The sequence below is a fragment of the Pseudomonas sp. MIL9 genome (assembly GCF_016887925.1).
Lineage (GTDB): Bacteria > Pseudomonadota > Gammaproteobacteria > Pseudomonadales > Pseudomonadaceae > Aquipseudomonas > Aquipseudomonas mohnii.
In genome coordinates, this window is the sequence record NZ_JAFEHE010000008.1 from 110,366 (window position 1) to 129,747 (window position 19,382).

15 protein-coding genes are annotated in these 19,382 nt (G+C 61.5%); 2 read left to right on the forward strand and 13 right to left on the reverse strand.

The window, feature by feature from the left end:
• Positions 1-43: 43 nt before the first annotated feature.
• The 11 genes from JQF37_RS10775 to hutU all read right to left on the reverse strand — a co-directional run bounded on the left by JQF37_RS10775 (position 44) and on the right by hutU (position 13,977).
• Complete coding sequence (locus JQF37_RS10775; protein WP_130207333.1) at positions 44-961, reverse strand: alpha/beta hydrolase; 918 nt, start codon at positions 959-961, stop codon at positions 44-46.
• A 151-nt stretch (positions 962-1,112) separates the two neighbouring features.
• Positions 1,113-2,060, reverse strand: a complete 948-nt coding sequence (locus JQF37_RS10780) for a choline ABC transporter substrate-binding protein (RefSeq protein ID WP_130207335.1) — start codon at positions 2,058-2,060, stop codon at positions 1,113-1,115.
• 269 nt (positions 2,061-2,329) lie between these two features.
• A complete protein-coding gene (hutG, locus tag JQF37_RS10785) occupies positions 2,330-3,133 on the reverse strand; it encodes an N-formylglutamate deformylase (RefSeq protein WP_130207337.1) in 804 nt (267 codons plus the stop codon).
• Positions 3,134-3,143: 10 nt separating this feature from the next.
• The gene (gene hutI / locus JQF37_RS10790; RefSeq protein ID WP_130207339.1) at positions 3,144-4,349 is read right to left on the reverse strand and encodes an imidazolonepropionase; all 1,206 of its coding nucleotides are present in this window, start codon (positions 4,347-4,349) and stop codon (positions 3,144-3,146) included.
• Between the two features lie 100 nt (positions 4,350-4,449).
• Entirely contained in the window at positions 4,450-5,982 is a 1,533-nt protein-coding gene (hutH, locus tag JQF37_RS10795) for a histidine ammonia-lyase (protein WP_130207341.1), read from the reverse strand.
• 130 nt (positions 5,983-6,112) lie between these two features.
• On the reverse strand, positions 6,113-7,636 hold the full coding sequence (hutH, locus tag JQF37_RS10800; protein WP_130207343.1) for a histidine ammonia-lyase: 1,524 nt from the start codon (positions 7,634-7,636) through the stop codon (positions 6,113-6,115).
• A 134-nt stretch (positions 7,637-7,770) separates the two neighbouring features.
• Entirely contained in the window at positions 7,771-8,601 is an 831-nt protein-coding gene (locus JQF37_RS10805; RefSeq protein ID WP_130207345.1) for a glycine betaine/L-proline ABC transporter ATP-binding protein, read from the reverse strand.
• A complete protein-coding gene (locus tag JQF37_RS10810; protein WP_103396924.1) occupies positions 8,598-9,449 on the reverse strand; it encodes a proline/glycine betaine ABC transporter permease in 852 nt (283 codons plus the stop codon). The genes JQF37_RS10805 and JQF37_RS10810 overlap by 4 nt, the downstream gene beginning before the upstream one ends.
• A 191-nt stretch (positions 9,450-9,640) precedes the next feature.
• Complete coding sequence (locus tag JQF37_RS10815) at positions 9,641-10,609, reverse strand: ABC transporter substrate-binding protein (protein WP_130207347.1); 969 nt, start codon at positions 10,607-10,609, stop codon at positions 9,641-9,643.
• A gap of 69 nt (positions 10,610-10,678) precedes the next feature.
• A complete protein-coding gene (locus JQF37_RS10820) occupies positions 10,679-12,151 on the reverse strand; it encodes a cytosine permease (RefSeq protein WP_130207349.1) in 1,473 nt (490 codons plus the stop codon).
• Positions 12,152-12,288: 137 nt separating this feature from the next.
• Positions 12,289-13,977 (reverse strand): urocanate hydratase, encoded by a 1,689-nt coding sequence (gene hutU / locus JQF37_RS10825; protein ID WP_130207351.1) that lies wholly within the window; start codon positions 13,975-13,977, stop codon positions 12,289-12,291.
• Between the two features lie 454 nt (positions 13,978-14,431).
• Here hutU and JQF37_RS10830 point away from each other — a divergent pair, with 454 nt between their 5' ends.
• Positions 14,432-16,069: a methyl-accepting chemotaxis protein gene (locus tag JQF37_RS10830; RefSeq protein ID WP_130207353.1), complete on the forward strand. Its 1,638-nt coding sequence runs from the start codon at positions 14,432-14,434 to the stop codon at positions 16,067-16,069.
• 6 nt (positions 16,070-16,075) lie between these two features.
• On the opposite strand, the gene JQF37_RS10835 is transcribed toward JQF37_RS10830, so the two are convergent.
• Entirely contained in the window at positions 16,076-16,648 is a 573-nt protein-coding gene (locus tag JQF37_RS10835; RefSeq protein WP_130207355.1) for a HutD family protein, read from the reverse strand.
• Positions 16,645-17,355 carry a histidine utilization repressor gene (gene hutC, locus JQF37_RS10840; RefSeq protein ID WP_161793960.1) on the reverse strand — a complete coding sequence of 237 codons (711 nt, stop codon included), beginning with the start codon at positions 17,353-17,355 and terminating at the stop codon, positions 16,645-16,647. The genes JQF37_RS10835 and hutC overlap by 4 nt, the downstream gene beginning before the upstream one ends.
• Positions 17,356-17,501: 146 nt before the next feature.
• Here hutC and JQF37_RS10845 point away from each other — a divergent pair, with 146 nt between their 5' ends.
• Positions 17,502-18,866 (forward strand): formimidoylglutamate deiminase, encoded by a 1,365-nt coding sequence (locus JQF37_RS10845; RefSeq protein ID WP_130207357.1) that lies wholly within the window; start codon positions 17,502-17,504, stop codon positions 18,864-18,866.
• Positions 18,867-19,382: the final 516 nt, after the last annotated feature.

Consider the following 19,382-nt stretch of genomic DNA (forward strand, 5'->3'; position numbering starts at 1 on the left):
CATCATAAACCCGAATTACGCCAATGAGCATGCCCTTGCAGAGTCAGAGTCTAGGCGCCAGATAACCGAGCAGGTTTTCATAGAGCCTGTCGACCTCGGCAACCTGCCCCCGCGCCCGCAAACAACCGTGTACAAGCCCTTCGCCGTAATACAACGTCGTTGCTACGCCGGCAGCGTCCAGTCGCTCGGCGTACAGCACGCCGTCATCACGCAGCGGATCGAATTGCGCCACGGCGATGAAGGCCGGTGGCAATCGGCGAAGATCCGCGGCGAGCAACGGCATCGCATAGGGCCCAGGTTGCGGGGTGCCTCGCAGGTACAACGCGTGGTAACAATCCACATCGCTGCTGCTCAGTAGCGGAGCATCGATGCATTCACTGCGCGAAGCCAGATGATGATCGCCACCCAGTCCGGGATAGATCAGCACTTGCGCGGCCGGCACGGGCTCACCCGCGTCACGCAATGCCAGGCACAGCGCAGCGGCCAGATTGCCGCCGGCGCTGTCGCCGGCCACCAGCGTACGCGCAGGGTCAAGTTTGAACGGCCCGGTGCGCAGTGCGCGCCAGACCTTCAGGCAGTCATCAAACGCCGCCGGAAACGGATGCTCCGGCGCGAGCCGGTAATCGACTGCGATCACCAGCACGCCCAGGGTCGACGCCAGTTCGGCACAGATGAAGTCGTGGGAGTCCAGATCCCCTACGACCCAACCGCCGCCATGCAGATAGACGATGCACGGCGCACCACCGGTCGGCGGCGAAACCGGCGGTTGATAGGACCGCACCGGGACACCGGACAATTCAAAGTCCACCACGTAGAGGCCGGTGGGACGTGGCGGGGTGAACGCCCGGCACATCTCGCTGTAGGCCTGGCGCAATCCGGCAAGGCTGCTGTCGGTGCTGTTGAAACTGACGGTTTTCTCGACGAAAGCCGTCATCTGTTCGGAAAGCGGATAAGGCGCCATGAGACTGCTGCCCGTTCAGGGAGGGGGAATGTATACCCCCTGTAGGAGCGGAGCCTGCTCGCGATAATGGCCAACGATAACGCGGTAAGCCTGATACCCCGCGGTGTTCTCGGGTTTATCGCGAGCGAGCTCGCTCCTACAGGTTCTGGTGTCAGTTTTTCAGACTGGCCTGCACCGCCGCCACGCCATCCTTGCCGTCAAAACTGCTGACACCCGTCAGCCAGCGCTGAAGGTCTTCCGGGTGTTCACGCAGCCATTTTCTGGCAACGTCCTGCGCCGTCTGGCGCTCCATGATCGGCACCATCAACTGGCTTTCCTGGGCGGCGGTGAAGGTCAGGTTCTCCAGCAGCCGATTGACGTTCGGGCAGCGCTCGGCGTAATCCGGGGCGGTCACGGTGGAAACGGTCGCCGCCCCTTCGTTCGGCCCGTAGACGTCTTCGCTGCCGGTCAGGTAGGCGATCTTCATGTTGATGTTCATCGGGTGCGGGGTCCAGCCGACGAACACCACGAACTCCTTGCGGTTCACCGCCCGTTGCACCGCAGCGAGCATGCCGGCTTCTCCGGACTCGATCAGCTTGAAGTCCTTGAGGCCAAAGTGATTGGTCTCGATCATGGTTTTGATGGTGGTGTTGGCGCCGCTGCCCGGCTCGATGCCATAGATCTTGCCACCGAGCTGATCCTTGAATCTGGCGATATCGCCAAAGGTTTTCAAACCGGCAGCCGCGACATAGTCAGGCACCGCGAGCGTTGCCTGGGCGTCGGCCAGGCTTGGTTTGTCCAGGACCTTCACTTGATTGGCGGCCAGGAACGGCGCGATGTTTTTGTCCATCGCCGGCTTCCAGTAACCGAGGAAAATATCCAGGCGCTTGTCGCGAATGCCGGCGAAGATGATTTGCTGCACGGCGCTGGTTTGCTTGCTTTCATAGCCAAGGCCATTGAGCAATACATCGGCCATGCCGCTGGTGGCGATCACGTCGGTCCAGTTGACCACGCCCATGCGTACGGCTTTGCAGGAAGCGTCATCAGCGGCCAGGGCGCTGGTGCTCAGCAGAGCGGTGCCGCAGAGGATTGAGAGACAGCGGGTGAACAGTCTTTTCATCAGAATGATCTCGTGCGGCAGCGGATTATTGTCGAGGCCGGTGTCTTTGTGCACCGTGGCCAGAACATTACGCAGCAGACGAGTGGCAAAAGCGAACTGAGGCGACCGAGATTTGCACAGTGGCGACTGTTCCTGTCAGGTATCGAAAAGAACGCTAAACCAATGTGGGAGCGAGCCTGCTCGCGACGAGGCCATGACATTCAACATTGACGTTGACTGTAAGTCCGCTATCGCGAGCAGGCTCGCTCCCACAAAGTTTGTGTAGGGTTTTAGCGCTTGTAGTGCTTTTCACCCCACGCCAGCAGCCCTTGCAACAATTCCCTCAACACCACCTGCGTCGGCTCCGCCAGATCCGCCCGATAGCGGAACGGCTCGAACTCTTCCATATACGTGCACTGGCCCAACTCCAGTTGCACCGCATGGATGTTTTGCGCCGGGTTGCCGTAGTGGCGGGTGATGTGGCCGCCCTTGAAGCGTCCGTTCAGCACATGGCTGTAGCCCGGGTGTCCGGCGCAGATCGCTTCCAGCTGGGTCGCGAGCTGTGGATCGCAACTGGCGCCATTGAAGGTGCCGAGGTTGAAGTCCGGCAGCTTGCCGTCGAACAGGTGCGGGATGATCGAGCGGATGGAGTGCGCATCGAACAGCAACACATAGCCGAATTCGGCTTTGAGGCGCGCCAGCTCCTGCTGCAAGGTGCTGTGGTAGGGCGTCCAGATCTGCTCCAGGTAGGTCGTGCGCTCTTCTTTCGAAGGCTCCAGCCCTTCGCGGAACAGCGGCACACCGTCAAACAGCGTCGCCGGGTACAGGCCGGTGGTCGCGCCCACGTACAACGGCTTGTCGTCGGACGGCCGGTTCAGGTCGATGACGAACCGCGAGTACTCGGCGGCCAGGGTGCTGGCGCCCAGTTCGGCGGCGAAATCGTAAAGCTGCGGAATGTGCCAGTCGGTGTCCGGCAGGCTTTTCGCGGCCGGGATCAACCCGGCCTCGACTGCCGGGGTCAGGCGCAAACCAGCGTGGGGCATGCTGATCAGCAGCGGCACGCGGCCTTGTTTGAAGTTCAGAACCTTATCCACAACTGCTCTCCTACAGACTCGTTTCGACGCCGTGACGCACGACGCGCTTTTCCAGATCACCGCCCAGCCAGTAAGACAGGTCGGCCGGACGATCGATTTGCCAGGCGACGAAATCCGCGACCTTGCCCACCTCCAGCGAACCATGGGTATCGGCCATGCCCAGGGCCGTGGCGGCATGAATCGTGGCGCCGGCCAGCGCTTCTTCCGGGGTCATGCGCAAACAGGTGCACGCCATGTTCAGCATCAGTCGCAACGACAGTGCCGGCGAGGTGCCGGGGTTGAGGTCGCTGGCGATGGCGATTTTCACGCCGTGTTTGCGCAGGGCGTCCATCGGCGGCAATTGGGTTTCGCGCAGGAAGTAAAAAGCGCCAGGCAGCAGCACCGCGACCGTGCCGGACTTGGCCATGGCGATGGCGTCGTCTTCGGTCATGAATTCCAGATGATCGGCGGACAGTGCGTGGTAACGCGCCGCCAGGGTCGAACCGTGCAACGACGACAACTGCTCGGCGTGCAGTTTCACCGGCAACCCCAGTTCCTGGGCGGTGATGAACACCCGCTCGACCTGCGCCGGGGAAAACGCCAGGTATTCGCAGAACGCATCCACCGCATCCACCAGCCCTTCGGCAGCCAGGGCCGGGAGCATCTCGGCGCAGATGTGATCGATGTAGTCGTCGGCGCGATCCACGTACTCAGGCGGTAATGCATGGGCGGCCAGGCAAGTGCTGCGCACGCTGACCGGCAGCTCGGCGCCAAGGCGACGGGCCACCCGCAACATCTTGCGTTCGTTGGCCAGGTCGAGGCCGTAACCGGATTTGATTTCGATGCTGGTGACGCCATCGCGCATCAGGCTTTTCAGACGCTTGGCGGCGCTGGCAAACAGTTCATCTTCGCTGGCCGCACGGGTAGCGCGCACGGTGCTGGCGATGCCACCGCCGGCGGCTGCAATTTCCGCGTAGCTGACGCCTTGCAGACGCTGTTCGAACTCACCGCTGCGGTTTCCGCCGAACACCGTGTGGGTGTGGCAGTCGATCAGGCCCGGCGTCACCCAGGCCCCGTTCAAATCATTGACCGCCGGGTACTCGCCCGCCGGCAGCTCAGCGCGCGGGCCAACCCATTCAATGTGCGCACCGGACGTCACGATGGCCGCATCCTCGATGATCGAGTAGACGCCTTGCGCCATGGTTGCGACGTGGCAGTGTTGCCAGAGGGTTTTCATCCCATGTCCTCGTGTTAATCAAAATCGATTCGCGAGCAGGCTCGCTCCCACAAGTGGTACGCATTCCAATGTGGGAGCGAGCCTGCTCGCGAAGGGGCCCTTACAGGCTAGGCAAAAGCTTGGTCGACAGCAGTTCATTCAGGCAACGCGAAGCCAGCAACTCAGTCGCCGCATTGATGTCCGGCGCAAAGAACCGGTCTTTCTCATAGAACGGCACTTCGTTACGCAGAATCGCCCGCGCCTTTTCCAGCTTCGGCGAGGTCTTCAGACCGTTGCGCAGGTCCAGGCCTTGAACCGCTGCGAGCCATTCAACGGCGAGAATCCCGCGGGTGTTCTCGGCCATTTCCCACAGACGCTTGCCCGCCGCCGGGGCCATGGACACATGGTCTTCCTGGTTGGCGGACGTCGGCAGGCTGTCCACCGAATGCGGATGGGACAGCGCCTTGTTCTCGCTGGCCAGTGCCGCCGCGGTCACCTGGGCGATCATGAAACCGGAGTTCACGCCGCCATTGGCCACCAGGAACGGCGGCAGTTGCGACATGTGCTTGTCCATCATCAGCGAGATGCGACGCTCGCTCAGGGAACCGATTTCCGCGATGGCCAGCGCCATGTTGTCGGCGGCCATGGCCACCGGTTCGGCGTGGAAGTTACCGCCGGAGATCACATCGCCTTCAGCGGCGAACACCAACGGGTTGTCCGAGACGGCGTTGGCTTCGATGGCCAGCACTTCGGCCGCCTGGCGGAACTGGGTCAGGCACGCGCCCATGACTTGCGGCTGGCAGCGCAGGGAGTACGGGTCCTGGACCTTTTCGCAATTCTCGTGGGAGTCGGAGACTTCGCTGCGCTCACCCAGCAGATCGCGATAGGCGGCAGCAGTGTCGATCTGGCCTTTCTGGCCACGGGCAGCGTGAATGCGGGCATCGAACGGCGAGCGCGAGCCGAGCACCGCTTCAACGGTCAGGCCGCCCAGCGCCAGGGCGCCGGCGAACAAGTCTTCGCCTTCGAACAGGCCACGCAGGGCAAACGCGGTGGACACCTGTGTGCCGTTGAGCAGCGCCAGGCCTTCTTTGGCGGCCAGGGTCAGCGGGGTCAGGCCGGCGACTTTAAGCGCTTCGGTGGCTTCCATCCACTCGCCTTTGTAGCGTGCCTTGCCCTCACCCAGCAGCACCAGCGACATGTGTGCCAAAGGCGCCAGATCGCCCGACGCGCCAACCGAACCTTTCAGCGGAATGTGCGGGTAAACCTCGGCGTTGATCAGGGCAATCAGCGCGTCGATCACCACCCGGCGAATGCCGGAGAAACCACGGCTCAGGCTGTTGACCTTGAGCACCATGATCAAGCGCACCAGGTCGTCGCTGATCGGCTGGCCGACACCGGCCGCGTGGGACAGCACCAGCGAGCGCTGGAGGTTTTCCAGGTCTTCGCTGGCGATGCGGGTCGAGGCCAGCAGGCCGAAGCCGGTATTGATGCCGTACGCGGTACGGTTCTCGGCGAGGATCTGTTCCACGCAAGCGACGCTGGCTTCGATCTGGGCCGAAGCGCTGTGGTCGAGGGTCAGTTTCACCGGCTGCTGATAGACATCACGCAGTTGGGCCAGGCTCAGTTGACCGGGGATCAGGTTTAGCGCAGTCATTTTGTGCTCCTTTTGAGAGTTTTTTATGCTCTTGGTTTTAGAGGCCTACCAGACGCTCCGGAAATGTCCGTTGTCCGTCGCGTCTCCCTTTTGGGGAGCCACGCCTTGGCACGCTGGTTTTGTGTGGAGATCAGTTCAGGCTCGGCAAAGCCTTGTGCAGCAAATCCGGTTCTTTCAAGACAGCGGCTGCCGCAGCAATGTCCGGCGCCAGCCAGCGGTCCTGGTCATAGGCCGGGACACGTTCACGCAGCAGGCGCCACGCGGTATCGGTGCCCGCGCCGAAGCGTTGTTCTTTCAGGAATTCGAACGCCTGGGCCGCCAGCAAGTACTCGATGGCGAGGATCTGCGTGCAGTTCTCCAGGGCGCGGTGCAGTTTCAGCGCGGCGTTGGTGCCCAGGCTCAGGTGATCTTCCTGCAGGCCCGAGGTGACGTAGTTGTCGAGCACTGCCGGTTGCGCCAATTGGCGGTTTTCCGCGCACAAGGAAGCGGCGACGTATTGCACGATCATCATCCCGGAGTTCACGCCCGGGTTGGCCACCAGGAATGCTGGCAGACCGCTGACATGCGGGTTGATCAAACGGTCCAGGCGACGCTCGGCGATGGAGCCGATTTCCGCCATGGCGATGGCCAGCAGATCCGCCGCCAGCGCCACGGATTGGCCGTGGGGGTTGGCCTGGGAAACGACGCGGTAATTGTCTGCAGTGCCCAGCACCAGCGGGTTGTCGGTGGCGCTGTTGAGTTCGGTTTCGATCTGTCGGGTCGCATGCACCAGCTGGTCACGGGCCGCGCCATGCACCTGCGGGATCGAGCGAATGCTCAGCGCGTCCTGGGTGCGAATACCCTTGCTCCGGGCAATCACTTCGCTGCCGTCGAGCAAGGCCCGCAGGTTGATCCCGACCTGCTGCATGCCCGGATGCGGCTTGAGCGCGATGATCTCGGCATCGAAGGCGTCGATCTGCCCGCGCTGGGCTTCAAAACTCATCGCACCGATCACATCGGCCCAGTGCAGCAGATGCGCGGCGTCGGCAATCGCCAGGCAGCTCAGGCCGGTCATGCAGGGTGTGCCGTTGACCAGGCACAGACCATCCTTGGCACCCAGTTTGACCGGTTGCAGCCCTTCTTCAGCCAGGGCCTGCTGCGCGGAAACGATCTGCCCGCGATAGCTCACATTGCCGACGCCCAGCAGGGCGATGCCGATATGAGCCATGTGGGTCAGGTAGCCCACCGAGCCCTGGGATGGCACTTGCGGGGTGATGCCACGGTTGAGCAGCGCCAGCAGCGCTTCAACCACTTGGCGATGCAGCCCGGATTTACCGTGGCTGTAGTTGACGATGGCCGCGCACATGATTGAGCGAGTCTGCTCGTCGCTCAGCGGGGCGCCGACGCCGCAGGCGTGGCTCAGCAGGGTGTTGCGCGACAACTGGCTGAGTTGTTCGTCCTGCAGCGAAACGTTGCACAACGCGCCCAGGCCGGTGTTGATGCCATAGGCGCGCTCGCCGCTGCTGACGATCCGCTGGACGATGGCCTGCGCGTTTTCAATCCGAGCCCAGACCGGCGCCGACAGCTCCAGCTGTGCGCCATGACGGGCGACGGCGACCACGTCCTGCCAGGTGACTGGCACTTCGGTGATAACGATTTTTTCGGCCTGGGACATCTTTGACCTCTTACCTGAATATTGATGCAGCTTTGCCGACGCCTTCGCGAGCGGGCTCGCTCCCACAGGGTACTCATTCCAATGGTGGGAGCGAGCCTGCTCGCGAAGAGGCCAGCTCACTCACTGCAAATCTCTTAAACCACCGCAGCCCTGCGCTGTACGAACCGGTCTACATACTCATCCGCTGGCGAATGCAGGATCTCTTTCGGCGTGCCGACCTGGATCAGGCGGCCGTCCTTGAGGATCGCGATGCGGTTGCCGATGCGCACGGCCTCGTCGAGGTCGTGGGTGATGAAGACGATGGTCTTGTGCAGGGTCTTTTGCAGTTCCAGCAACTGGTCCTGCATCTCGGCGCGAATCAGCGGGTCAAGCGCACTGAAGGCTTCGTCCATCAAGATGATGTCGGTGTCCGCCGCCAAGGCACGGGCCAGGCCCACGCGCTGACGCATGCCGCCCGAGAGCTGGTGCGGGTATTTGTTTTCGTAGCCCTTGAGGCCCACGGTGTTGATCCAGTGCAGCGCGCGCTCGGCACACATCTGCTTGCTCTCGCCACGGATTTTCAGGCCGTAGGCGACGTTGTCCAGCACGGTCTTGTGCGGCAACAGGCCGAAGCTCTGGAACACCATGCTGATCTTGCGCCGGCGAAATTCGCGCAGGGCTTCCATGTCGTATTGCAGGATGTCCACGCCGTCCACCAGGATCGCGCCGCTGGTCGGGTCGATCAGGCGGTTGAAGTGGCGTACCAGGGTAGATTTGCCAGAACCCGACAGGCCCATGATCACGAAGATCTCGCCGCTGCCGATGCTCAGCGACAGGTCGTTCACGCCGACCACGCAGCCGGTTTCGGCCAGCACCTGATCCTTGGTCTTGCCCTGGCCAACCATGGCCAGCGCTTCCCTGGAACGGTTGCCGAAAATCTTGAAGACGTTTTTGACTTCAATTTTGCTCACGGTTGCCTTGTTCATTTGCTCACCTCATGCCGTGCGCGACCGTACGCTTGTGTAATGCGGTCGATCACCACTGCCAGAATCACGATCGCCAGACCGGCTTCCAGGCCACGTCCGACGTTGAGGGTCTGAATCCCCACCAGCACGTCTTCACCCAGGCCACGGGCGCCGATCATCGAGGCGATCACCACCATCGACAGGGCCATCATGGTGGTCTGGTTGATCCCGGCCATGATGCTCGGCAGGGCCAGCGGCAGTTGCACGCCGAACAGTTGCTGCCAGCGGTTGGCACCGAAGGCGTTGATCGCTTCCATCACTTCGCCATCAACCTGGCGAATGCCCAGGTCGGTCAGGCGGATCAGCGGCGGTGCGGCGTAGATCACGGTGGCGAAAATCGCCGGGACCTTGCCCAGGCCGAACAGCATCAGCACCGGAATCAGGTACACGAAGCTCGGCATGGTCTGCATGATGTCCAGCAACGGCATCAGCACCGAACGCAGGCGATTGCTGCGCGCCGAGAGAATGCCCAGCGGAATGCCGATCAACACCGAGATGATGGTCGCCACCATCATCAGCGCCAGGGTTTGCATCAGCTTGTCCCAGAGGCCGACCGCACCCACCAGGAACAACAAACCGACGATCACGGCGGTGGTCACGACCTTACGGGTCGCGTGCCAGGCCACGCCCGCCACGATGGCCAGCATCAGCCACCAGGGCGCCGCGCGCAGCAGGCTTTCGAGATTGACGATGGCCCACAACAGGGTGTCGGAGATGTGCCGGAACACGTCGCCGTAGTTGGTGACCAGTGAATCGACCCAACCGTTGACCCAGTCGGCGATGGAAAAGGTAAAGCTTTCGGGAAACATAAGAAGCTCTCAATCAAGGGCTTTTCAGCACCGCTTGCGGTGCTGAAAAGCTTGCCCTTATAAACAAGCTGTTTGAAAACGTAGCGAGCGAAGGCAAGACAAGGCGAAAGCAGGCGAGAAAGCGGAGTTGACTTTAGTCAATGAGCATTTTGAGCCTGCTTTCAACGCAGTATTGCCGAGTGCAGTAGTTTTCAAAGCGCAGCGTCGATCTTTTTGGCTGCGTCTTCGCTCACCCATTCATGCCAGACTTCAGGATGTTCCTTCAGGAAGATCTTGGCCAGTTTCGGCGACTCGATCCGCTCCTTGGTCATGCGACCCAGGTTCTGGTTCAGCAGGTCGATCGGCAGGTTGACCTTTTCCAGCACGGCCACCAGTTCTGGCGCTTCGTCATGGAACGTCTTGGACAGGCCGACCTTGATGTTCACGGTCTTGTCGACGCCTGGTTTTTCTTCCAGTTTGACCACGTCGACCTGGCCCATCAGCGGTGTTGGCGACCAGTAGTAGAACAGGATCGGCTCGCCACGCTTGTAGCTCGACAATACGGCAGCATCCAGCGCCGGGCCGGTGCCTGGGCGGAAGTTGGTGTAGCTGCTTTCCAGGCCGTAGCTTTTCAGCATTTCACTGTTGTCGAGTTCGCAGGTCCAGCCCGCCGGGCAGTTGTAGAAACGGCCCTTGGACGGCTCTTCGGCGTCCTTGAAAATCGCCGAGTATTTACCCAGGTCGGCAATGGCTTTCAGATCCGGCGCCTTGGCTTCCAGCTTGCGCTTGGCATCGCCTTCGATCACGTAGCGCGGCACGTACCAGCCTTCGACAGCGCCCACGACCGGAGCGCCCACACCGATGACTTTGCCGGCCTTCTCAGCCTTGTTCCAGACCTCGCTGCGGCCGACCCACTCTTCGGCAAACACTTGGATGTCGTTACTGCTCAGGGCGTTTTCCATGGTGATGGAGTTGCCCGGCAGGCTGTCGGTCTTGCAGTCGTAGCCTTTCTCCAACACGACTTGCAGCACGTCGGTCAGGAGCATGGCGCTTTCCCAGTTCAGGCCGGCGAACTTCACCGGTTTACCCGACTCACACCAACCCGCCGCCTGAGTGGCGCCGGCGCTGGCCAGCAGGCCCATGGAAAGCAAAGTGGTCAGCAGGGTCTTGTTCGATTTCATTGTTGTGACGCTCCTAATCATGAATTGGCTTACGGCAGTCAAGAGGCATCCAGCCCTGGCAACATCCAATCAGGCCCGCGCCGCAGCGCGACCGGCCCCACTTGTTTCAGGTTGTACAACGCTGCCCTGCTCGACCGGCAGAATCAGTTGATCGGGCACTGTGCCGTGCCATTTTTTCGCGCAGACGTAATACAGGGCTGCGGGCAGCGCCAGACCGATGATCCAGGAAATATCCACATCACCCAGGGCGGCGACCAGCGGACCGGTGTAGAACTTGGTGGAGATGAACGGCAGCTGCACCAGCACACCGAAAACATAGACGCTGATACCGAGGACGTTCCAACGACCGTAGCGACCCTTCGGATCGGCCAGCGCCGGCACGTCATAGCGCTCGCGGGTGATGCAGTAGTAGTCCACCAGGTTGATCGCGCTCCATGGCGTAAAGAACGCCAGCAGGAACAGGATGAAGGACTTGAACGCACCGAGGAACGAGTGCTGGCCGAGCAACGCCATCAGGGTCGCCGCACCGACGATGACCAGCACGAACACCAGACGCTGCAAGCGCGAGACCTTCAGGTCGCCACGGAAACCGCTGATGATGGTCGCAATGCACATGAAGCTGCCGTAGGAGTTCAGCGTGGAGATGGTGACCTTGCCGAACGCGATGCTGAAGTACAGCAGCGCAGCGGTGGCGCCGGTTCCGCCCAGACCCACGATGTAGGCCACTTCGTGGCCGGCGAATTGCCCGTTGGCCGAAGCGGCAGCAAACACGCCAAGGACCATCGCCACCTGTGCACCAATGACCGAACCTGCGCCTGCGGCAAAGAAGGTCTTTACCGAGGAAATCTTGCTCGGCAAGTAGCGCGAGTAGTCAGCCACGTAAGGGCCGAAGGCGATCTGCCAGGACGCCGCGAGCGACACCGCCAGCAAGAAGCTGCTCCAGCTGAAGTGACGGATTTGCAACAGCGCGCCAACGTCAACCTGGCTCATCAGACGGCTGAACAGATAAACGAAGGCAATCACGCCAATGACGCTGGCAACGCGGCCGATCCAATGGATCACCCGATAACCGAGCACCGTCACCAGCACGATGACACTGGCAAAAAGCAGGATGCCGACGCTGTCGCTGACGCCAAACAACTGGCCCAGCGCCTGGCCGGAAAGCACGGTTCCCGTTGCAGTGAAACCGAGGTACATCAAACAGACGAGCACGATCGGGATGGCAGCGCCATAAACGCCGAACTGCACGCGGCTGGAGATCATCTGCGGCAGGCCAAGCTTGGGCCCTTGCGCCGCATGCAGCGCCATGACGGCGCCGCCGAGCAGTTGACCGATCAGCAAGCCGATCAACGACCAGAACACATCACCGCCCAGGACCACGGCCAATGCACCGGTGACAATCGCGGTGATTTGCAGGTTGGCACCCATCCACAGGGTGAACTGGCTCAACAGACGACCGTGTCTTTCCGCCTCCGGGATGTAGTCGATCGAACGCTTTTCGATCAACGGTTTGTTACCAGCACGTTCGTTGCTGACAGCCATGGTTCAACCTCTGTGGATTGTTATTGTGGGGTGGTGGGCTCCCCTGTAGGAGCGAGCCCGCTCGCGATGGAGTGTCATTCAGCGCTGTGTCGACTGACACACCATCGCGAGCAGGCTCGCTCCTACAGGGGCAAGCATTACTTGCCGGTAATCATCGGCAAGTTCAGGCCCTGTTCCTTGGCGCAATCGATGGCGATCTGGTAACCGGCATCGGCGTGACGCATGACACCGGTAGCCGGGTCGTTGTGCAGCACGCGAGCGATACGCTCGGCCGCTTCGTCAGTACCGTCGCAGACAATCACCATGCCCGAGTGCTGGGAGAAGCCCATGCCGACGCCGCCGCCGTGGTGCAGCGACACCCAGGTCGCACCGCTTGCGGTGTTGAGCAAGGCGTTGAGCAGTGGCCAGTCGGACACGGCGTCGGAACCGTCCTGCATCGATTCGGTTTCGCGGTTCGGGCTGGCGACCGAACCGGAGTCCAGGTGGTCGCGACCGATGACGATTGGCGCCGACAGTTCGCCGCTGCGCACCATTTCGTTGAACGCCAGGCCCAACTTGGCGCGCAGGCCCAGGCCGACCCAGCAGATACGTGCCGGCAGGCCCTGGAAGCTGATGCGCTCGCGCGCCATGTCCAGCCAGTTGTGCAGGTGCGCGTCGTCCGGGATCAGTTCCTTGACCTTGGCGTCGGTCTTGTAGATGTCTTGCGGATCGCCCGACAGTGCCGCCCAACGGAACGGGCCGATGCCACGGCAGAACAGCGGACGGATGTACGCCGGAACGAAGCCCGGGAAGTCGAATGCGTTTTCCACGCCTTCTTCCTGGGCCATCTGACGGATGTTGTTGCCGTAGTCGAAGGTCGGGATGCCTTGCTTCTGGAAGTCGAGCATCGCTTTGACGTGCACCGCCATCGATTGCTTGGCGGCTTTGATCACGGCGGCCGGTTCGGTCTTGGCGCGAGCGCGGTATTGCTCCCAGGTCCAGCCAGCCGGCAGGTAGCCATTGAGCGGGTCGTGGGCGCTGGTCTGGTCGGTGACCATGTCCGGGCGCACACCGCGACGGACCAGTTCCGGGAGGATCTCAGCGGCGTTGCCCAGCAGCGCGACGGAGATCGCCTTGCCTTCGGCGGTGTACTTGGCGATACGGGCCAGTGCGTCGTCGAGGTCTTTGGCTTGCTCGTCGACGTAACGGCTTTTCAGACGGAAATCGATGCTCACTTGTTGGCATTCGATGTTCAACGAGCAGGCACCGGCCAGGGTGGCCGCCAGAGGCTGGGCGCCGCCCATGCCACCGAGGCCGGCGGTCAGGACCCACTTGCCCTTCAGGTCATCGTTGTAGTGCTGGCGACCGGCTTCGACGAAGGTTTCGTAGGTGCCCTGGACGATGCCCTGGCTGCCGATGTAGATCCAGCTGCCAGCGGTCATCTGGCCGTACATGGCCAGGCCTTTGGCGTCCAGTTCGTTGAAGTGTTCCCAGTTCGCCCAGTGTGGCACCAGGTTGGAGTTGGCGATCAATACGCGCGGGGCGTTGGTGTGGGTCTTGAACACGCCGACCGGCTTGCCGGATTGCACCAGCAGGGTCTCGTCGTCGTTCAGGTGGGTCAGGCTCTCGACGATTTTGTCGTAGCACTCCCAGTTACGCGCCGCACGACCGATGCCACCGTAAACCACCAGTTCCTTCGGGTTCTCGGCCACTTCCGGGTCGAGGTTGTTCATCAGCATGCGCAGCGGCGCTTCGGTCAGCCAGCTTTTGGCGGTCAGCTTGTTGCCGCGGGCAGCGCGGATTTCGACGTCACGGTATTTCGTAGGTTTCTGGGTATTGTCAGTCACGAAAAAGACTCCTCAGCGATCAATTCAAACCAACCCTGGCAGGGGGCAAGCCAGCCTGTGCGCATCGTTGCGCGACAAGCGAATCAGTGGACGCTGCGGAGAGTCTCGATCGACTCATACGCATACGTCTTTACTTGTACATACAAGCATATGCAATCAAGCGGCCAACTTTCTGGACAGGCATTCAAGAAAAACTCTGAAACGACTGGAGAGCGCCTGAATCGCGGGTTCTGGCGTGGATAAAATTTTTCGCGGGGATTTTTTGCGGGGGTGACGGCGGTTACTGCAACGTGGTTTTGCGCCACGTTGGGGCGTTCGGTAACACGTGATGCCCAATTAAGCGCATTCCAGAAACACCCTACAACCTCATCAGAAGCGTCCGACTCCACCTCCACTGATTCTCGCCGACTTCACGAGCAAGCCCCCCTGAAGTCACTCCTGCGAGGAACGCGCAATGAAACAATGGAAAGTCAAAACCCATCTCCTGCTGCTGGCCGGCATCCTGCTGAGCAGCATGACCGGCATCGGCGCACTCGGCCTGTACGGCATGCGCGCTACGGTCCAGGGACTGGAAACGGTTTACCTGGACCGGGTCATCCCGCAACAGGACCTGAAGAAAATTTCCGAGCTGTATTCCGTCCAGATCGTCGATGCCATCCACAAGGCCCGCGACGGCATCCATAGCGGCGTCGAGGCGGCGCAACAGATACGCCAGGCATTGCTTGAGATCGATCCGCTCTGGCGTACCTACCTGTCGACCCACCTGGTTGATGAAGAGGTGCGACTGATCAACGAAATCACGCCACTGATGCAGGCCACCGAAGCGCCACTCCAGCGATTGCAGGCGGTCTTGAACCGCAACGACGCCTCCAGTCAGCGCCTGGAGGATTTCGCCGCACACCAGCTGTACCCCTTGATCGACCCGCTGAGCTCACTGTTTTCGCAACTGACGGATGCTCAACTGAAAGAAGCTCGCCAACAGTTCGAACTCAGCCAGGCACTTTACGAGGTCAACATCAGGCTGATGGCCGGCGTCCTGGCCTTCGCGCTGTTGTCTGGCAGCCTTTATGCGCTGCTGTTCGGTGCCAGGCTGGCGCGATACCTGGGTGCCGAGCCCCACGAACTGGCCAATATCAGCACACGGATTGCCCAGGGCATGCTCGGTGATCCGGTGATCGGCAACGCGAGCCCCACGGGTGTCATGCAATCGGTCGAGGCCATGCGGCGCAGCCTGGCCAGCATGATCGGCAAAGTGCGCGAGGCCTCGCGACACATCGAGTCCTCGACCCTGAACCTGAGCATTTCGTCCGAGCAAGGCCTGAAGCAGGCCGCCGAGCAAAATGGCGCGACCTCTTCCATTGCCGCCGCGGCAGAGCAGATGTCAGCCAACATCACGCACATCGCCGAAAACGCCGCGCAGGCCCACGACACCACACAAAAGGCCGAGCAGATCACCGCCCTGGGCATTGCCAGCATGGACCGCTCTATCATCGAGATGCAGCAGATCGCCCAACTGGTGACCCAGACGTCGAGTGAAATCGACCAATTGACCCTGCACTCCAACGCCATCGGGAAAATTGTCGACGTGATCCACAGCATTGCCGAACAGACCAACCTGCTCGCCCTCAATGCCGCCATCGAGGCGGCGCGGGCCGGCGAGCAAGGTCGCGGGTTTGCCGTGGTGGCCGACGAAGTGCGAGAGCTGGCGACCCGCACGACCCGCTCCACCGCCGAGATCGTGGTGCTGGTGAGCACCATTCAAAGCGGCATGCGAAAGGCCAGCAGCAGCATGAACACTGGCCGCGAGCGGGTGCTTCAGGGCCAGCAGTTGATCGACAGCGCCGGCGCGTCGATGAATGACGTCAAAGCCGTGCTCGACGCGTCACTCAACGCCGTCAGCCAGATTTCCCATGCCTTGCAGGAACAGCGCGAAGCCAGCGAAGACGTGGCACGCAATGTGGAAACCGTGGCGCAGCGGGTCGAGGAGAATGTCGTGGCGCAACAGGAGGTGGTGAAAACCATCCAGGCGCTGAAAAGGATGTCGAGTGAACTGGAGGCAACCGTTCGAGGCTTTACCCTCGAACGGGAGTAACCGGGATCAGCCGCGCGAGGTGAGTTCGATCACGCAGCACAAACCCTTGATGGTGACGTCCAGCAACCCGGCGTTGGCCTCCAGTTGCAGGCAATCATGAAGGCCCAAATGCTGGACGCGGTGATCGACCGATACGTCAGATTGCCCGCTCACGCTGAACACCAGCAGTGTGCTGGCCTCGCTGAAAAACCGCCGCTCGCCGGCCAGCCACTGCAACCGTGCACGGTAGCGCTGCGGCGCATAGATCAGGTTGAAATCGCGGATCGCTCCACCGAGCAGCGTGCAAGACACCTGACTCTCGCCACTGAAGGCAAACGGGTCGAGCGGTAACAGCGGTCGCGTGCTCTGCCCGTCCACCGACAACGTCATGCCGTCGCCCTGCAACACGGTGATGATCCGCTCGTAACCGGCGAAAGTTGAGAAACCGCCCGACTCACCGATGTCGGCAATCGACAGGCGCCAGCCGAAGCCGTCCAGGCCAGTGCCGGCATCGCGGCTGATTTCTTCAGTGCTGCCGCCGCCGTTTTTCCAGGGCATGCGCGGGTAGTCTTTGGCGCGTAAAACTTTCAACTCGTTCATTTATGAAACCGGCCTTCCAGACGATGACGGGAACCAGGGTGGATCAAACGGGCGGCGGTCACCGGCTGACGGCCGGACCAGGTGCGGCGGCGAATCAGCAGGCACGGCTCGCCTTTTTCGATCTGCAGCAATTTGCATTCGGACGGCTCGGCCAGAATGGCCTCGACCACGTGCTCGCCTTCGGTCAGCGGCGCGACCTGGTTGAGGTAGGCGTAAGGCGTTTGCAGGGTGAAGTCCTGCTTGAGGTAATCCGGCGCCACCAGCGCATTGACGAAGCGGTCTTCGATTTGCACCGGAATATCGTTCTCGAAATGCACGATCAGCGAGTGGAAGACTTTCTGCCCTTCGCGCATGTCGAGGGCCAGGGCGCGTTCCGAGCCGGCGGCCTCTTCTTCCAGGGTGATGACCTTGCACGTGTGGCGATGGCCACGGGAAGCGATTTCATCGGCAATGTTGTGCACTTCAAACAGCGCGGACTGGCTTTTCGGCTCGGCGACGAACGTACCGACGCCTTGCATGCGCACCAACAGACCGTCAGCGGTCATCTCGCGCAGGGCGCGGTTGATGGTCATGCGGCTGAAGCCCAACTGATTGACCAGCTCGCTTTCCGACGGAACGCGGTAGTGCGGCGGCCAGTTTCCACTGTCGATTTGCTGGGTAATCATTTGTTTGACGCGGGCGTACAAGGGCGCCGGACTGTCGCCCATGTTCGCGGCCAACGGAGAGACTGGAGGCGGAGTCGGCACGGTTGATCCTTGTTCGTTTGGATAGGGTTGCTAGCTTGCCGGAGTTTACCGGGCAGGCAAACGTCTGTATATGTATATACAAATAACACACGATGGGGTGCTGAACCATGTCCGCCTTCTTTGCCGAACGCGCGCTGCTGCCTAGTGGATGGGCCAACAATGTACGTCTTGAGGTCAGCGCCGATGGCGTCTTGACCCATATCCAGGCCGATTCCCACGCAGAAGGCGCCGAACGGTTGAGCGGTCCGCTCTTGCCCGGCATGCCGAACCTGCACTCTCACGCCTTCCAGCGGGCCATGGCGGGACTGGCGGAAGTGGCGGGGAATCCGAACGACAGTTTCTGGACCTGGCGCGACTTGATGTATCGCCTCGTCGGAAAAATCAGCCCGGAACAACTCGGCGTCATCGCCCGCCAGCTGTACATCGAAATGCTCAAGGCCGGGTTCACCTCGGTGGCGGAATTTCATTACGTCCACCACGACAACAACGGCCAGCCTTACGCCGACCCGGCCGAACTGGCCTTGCGTATCAGCCAGGCCGCCAGTTCCGCCGGTATCGGTTTGACCCTGCTGCCGGTGCTCTACAGCCACTCCGGTTTCGGCGGCCAGACGCCGAACGAGGGCCAGCGCCGCTTCATCAACAGCACCGAAAACTACCTCAAGCTGCAATCGCGCCTGCAACCGGTTCTGGCGCAGCAACCGGCGCAGTCGCTGGGCCTGTGTTTCCACTCGTTGCGCGCGGTGACGCCGCAGCAGATCAGCGAAGTGCTGGCCGCCAGCGACAAGCAGTGCCCGGTGCACATCCACATCGCCGAACAGCAGAAAGAAGTCGACGACTGCCTGACCTGGAGCGGTCGCCGCCCGCTGCAATGGCTGTACGAAAACACCGAAGTCGATCAGCGCTGGTGCCTGGTCCACGCCACCCACGCCAATCCGGAAGAAGTCACGCTGATGGCCAGGAGCCGCGCCATTGCCGGCCTGTGCCTGACCACCGAAGCCAACCTGGGCGACGGGATTTTCCCGGCGGTGGACTTCCTCGCACAAGGCGGACGCATGGGCATCGGTTCCGACAGCCATGTGTCATTGAGCGTGGTGGAAGAATTGCGTTGGCTGGAATACGGCCAGCGTCTGCGCGATCAACGGCGCAATCGCTTGTATGGCGCGGATCAGCCCATGGTCGGGCGCACCCTGTATGACGCGGCGCTGGATGGCGGCGCTCAGGCGCTGGGGCAACCGATCGGTGCGCTGGAAGTGGGCAAGCGTGCGGATTGGCTGGTGCTGGACGGCAACGATCCGTACCTGGCAACGGCCAGTGGCGACGGGATTCTGAACCGATGGTTGTTTGCCGGTGGCGACCGTCAGGTGCGGGACGTGCTGGTGAACGGTCAGTGGGTCGTGCGCGACGGACGTCATGCCGGGGAAGAGGAAAGCAACCGTGCCTTCACCCAGGTCCTGCGCGAGCTATTAGGCTGACACAACAACCTGTGGGAGCAAGCCTGCTCGCGATGGTGTGTCAGGCGACATCGTTGTGTCTGATACTCCATCGCGAGCAGGCTCGCTCCTACAGGGTCATGTGCAATCAGTTTGAGTCTTGGCCATCTGCGTGTCCGACGCTCGCCGCAAAAATCCTGCGCAAGCTTCTGAACTGACGCAAAAACCTGTGGGAGCGAGCCTGCTCGCGATGGTGTGTCAGGCGACATCGTTGTGTCTGATACTCCATCGCGAGCAGGCTCGCTCCTACAGGGTCATGTGCAATCAGTTTGAGTCTTGGCCATCTGCGTGTCCGACGCTCGCCGCAAAAATCCTGCGCAAGCTTCTGAACTGACGCAAAAACCTGTGGGAGCGAGCCTGCTCGCGATGGTGTGTCAGGCGACATCGTTGTGTCTGATACTCCATCGCGAGCAGGCTCGCTCCTACAGGGTCATGTGCTATCAGTTTGAGTCTTGGCCATCTGCGTATCCGACGCCCGCCACACAAGTCCTGCGCGAG